This is a genomic window from Exiguobacterium sp. TNDT2 (assembly GCF_003331145.1).
Classification (GTDB): Bacteria; Bacillota; Bacilli; order Exiguobacteriales; family Exiguobacteriaceae; genus Exiguobacterium.
The window spans coordinates 1-2,993 of sequence record NZ_QLVE01000013.1 but is presented as its reverse complement, the minus strand read 5'-3'; the positions used below and the strand labels follow the sequence as shown (position 1 = coordinate 2,993).

Genomic DNA, 2,993 nt, shown 5'->3' with positions numbered 1-2,993 from the left:
CTTATTTTAACACCATTCGCACAATCAAACATTCAGCTTTTTGAGGGTGTTAATGATGTTTGTTGGGTCCTTGTCGCTCAACTTATTTTAACACCATTCGCACAATCAAACATTCAGCTTTTTGAGGACGTTAATGATGTTTGTTGGGTCCTAAATATTTAACAAAATTCCAAACCTGAAACAAATAGAACGTTGTGTCCACATTTAGTTAGATTTGCGTAGTCGTGCATCTGGTGAACAAGTATGCGAGAGGCTACGAAATTGTACATTCTTATCCCATCGCTTTAGGACAATAAAAGTATCATTTATAGTTCGGATGACCGTGCTCATGACCTGATGTCCCTCTTTCGATGTAGTCGTTCGCTTCGCCTACCCTTCGAGCTCCTCTAGCTTATTTCATAACTCATTGGTATTTAATGCGCTTCCTCGAAGATTTGTGAAGGTCCCTTTCTTTTCTAATTTTCGAGGACGGCCCGTACCTTGAAATTGCCCGTGTGCTGGATCGATCGGTCCGCAACTCCACGTTCGGATTTGATTCGAGATACCTGATCTGACGTTTGTTGAAGATGATTTTACTTATTGATGCGTTCCCCGTCTAAATGAATAGATTCATTATATCGATTCGATTGCACGCAAAAAACTCGAATGTGAACTACCCTTTAAAAGTTGGATATAAAAATCGCCGAGCGCTGCTTGACCAGTGAAATTGGCTACAGAATGGTGTTCGGGTTGGATCGTTATAAGGTACGTGAATGGACACTCCTACGAGCGACAGGTAGAGACAATCTTTCATCCGTCCTATATAGCGTACTCACTGGCATTTAAACTAGAGATACTAAACGATATGACGGATAACGGGCTGTCCTTAATGGACGCGGCCCTAAAATACCGACTCTCCTCTCTCGGCATGATTTCCACCTGGAAATCCACGTACGAACGGGATCAAGGGCCAAGTGATCGACGAGCTACGGGCGATTTATACTTTACCGGCGCTCCTCCGGGTACTCTATATGGCTCGAAGCGTCTACTTTTATTGGTGGACGCTACTGACAGCCGATGACAAGTGAAGGAAGCGATCCGGACCCTCTTCCACGAACACGAAGGACGTTGCGGCTATCGGCGCATCCATGCGCTCCTCGAGCGCCAAGGCTTCAGGCACGACCCGAAAACCGTATTGCGTCTCATGGACGAGCTCGGTCTCAAATGCCTCGTCCGCATGAAGAAATATCGATCCTACAAGGGAGAGGTCGGAACGATTGCACCGAACCTCCTCGAACGAGATTTCCAGGTGTGAACGCTAAAATAAAATGGTTCTTACGCACTTTAGGTGAGAGTGATATTTTCGCGTTATCGTCGTATAATTGAATAAAAGGTCGTGATTTCAATGGAACGTTTATTGAAGAGACTAGACGAACGATTATCAATACATTCTGTTTTCTATGAGGACAATCAAATCGAGGTGAATGCCCGACTTTCAAGTGTTGGTGCATCCTGTCCCCGATGCGCTTGCTATTCTTCGAGGAGGCACGGGACGTATATCCGAACTTGGATGGACATCCCGGAGGGTGAAACGGCCGTCTCTGTCCGACTATCCATGCCTAAATGGTTTTGTGACAACGATGCCTGCGGTCAAAAGGTTTTCGCGGAGCGACTAGATTGGCTCCCCGTCTATCAAAGACGAAGTGCCCGTTTGGACGCGCAGATACGTTCTCTCGCCTTTTCATTGAGTGCTCTTGAGACAGAGAAAATCTGTTCAGCTTTTGGTATACGGATCAGCCATGACACGGTACTTCGTCTTGTTTATCATACCGAGGTGGATACGGGGATCTCCCCCTTTTGTCGGGATAGATGACTTTGCATTCAAAAAAGGACATTCTTACGGGACCATCATCTGTGATTTGGTCACACACCGTCCGATCGACCTGCTTCCTTCGAGAGAGACCGGTGCCGTCCTGGAATGGCTCGAGCAGAATCCACACGTGAAGCTCGTCTCCAGAGACCGTTTCGCTCCCTACAGGGAGGCAATCAGTCAGGTTTCACGGAACATCACAGAGGTTCTTGATCGTTTTCATCTCCTCAAGAACCTATCGGACCTTTTCAAGAAGATTTGCCACACGTTACTGCCCGGGAGTTTCGGTTTAAAGATAGAAGAATGCGCTCCTGTAATTGCCGTTGCGAACGACGCCGAAGATGACGACAGATGGGATCACCCTTCTTGGCATCGCACCCTAGACGTCAAGAAGGCGTACGAAACCGGGGAGTCGGTCACTTCGATTGCCTATAGGTTCTCCATCAGTCGTCAAACGGTCTACAATGATCTCCGAAGGACAGCACCGATATCACATCACCGGAAACGCTTGCCGAGCGCCTCACGACGCAAAGTGAACCGTTGGATCGACCGGATTCGCCAATTAGATGAATCTCACGCAACCGTCTCCTCGATCCTCTCGTCCATACGACGCGCGGGATATGACGGATCTGCCAGCGCGGTCAGGAAAGTGGTGGAAGAAATACGTCGAGAGCGTAAAGAGACCATCTTCTCCCCATCCGAAACAATCACCAGACAAAGGGCCTTTCACCTTCTTTGGAACTGGGAAATGGATGCGTCGGTCAGGCATCGCAAGACCGTAGACGACACCCTCATACGCTTCCCGGAATTACGCCACTATTTCTGTTTCGTACACTCGTTCAGGGGATGTCTTGAGTCGGGGGACTGGACGATGCTGCAACAACTTGTTCTAACCGAACACGCCAAGGGAGACAGACTGACGTTTCGTTTTACACACCGTCTCATACAGGAACAAGAGGCGTTCCGACATGCTTGCGAGCGCAAAGAGAGTAATGGGCCCGTGGAGGGCCAAGTCAACCGTCTGAAGTTGATCAAGCGAATCATGTACGGTCGGGCGAGTTTTGAACTCTTGAAAAGAAAAGTCATGTACCAAGGGCTTGTCTGAAGCGTAAAATGTATATTTATATAATAAATTCTTTATGTG

Annotated in this window: 3 protein-coding genes; all 3 read left to right on the top strand. The window is 47.8% G+C overall.

The genetic code is table 11. From position 1 onward, the window contains the following. Window positions 1–1,063 precede the first annotated feature (1,063 nt). Complete coding sequence (locus DPV68_RS08535) at window positions 1,064–1,294, top strand: IS3 family transposase (protein ID WP_114166343.1); 231 nt, start codon at window positions 1,064–1,066, stop codon at window positions 1,292–1,294. A 90-nt stretch (window positions 1,295–1,384) separates the two neighbouring features. Further along, window positions 1,385–1,852 (top strand): transposase family protein, encoded by a 468-nt coding sequence (locus DPV68_RS15185; protein WP_114166342.1) that lies wholly within the window; start codon window positions 1,385–1,387, stop codon window positions 1,850–1,852. Continuing rightward, window positions 1,779–2,954, top strand: a complete 1,176-nt coding sequence (locus DPV68_RS08525) for an ISL3 family transposase (protein ID WP_114166341.1) — start codon at window positions 1,779–1,781, stop codon at window positions 2,952–2,954. The genes DPV68_RS15185 and DPV68_RS08525 overlap by 74 nt, the downstream gene beginning before the upstream one ends. Window positions 2,955–2,993 lie beyond the last annotated feature (39 nt).

Excerpts from the sequence above, each read along its gene's own strand:
- DPV68_RS15185 (WP_114166342.1), top strand. The coding sequence starts at position 1,385 with ATGGAACGTTTATTGAAGAGACTAGACGAACGATTATCAATACATTCT.
- DPV68_RS08525 (WP_114166341.1), top strand. The coding sequence starts at position 1,779 with ATGACACGGTACTTCGTCTTGTTTATCATACCGAGGTGGATACGGGGA.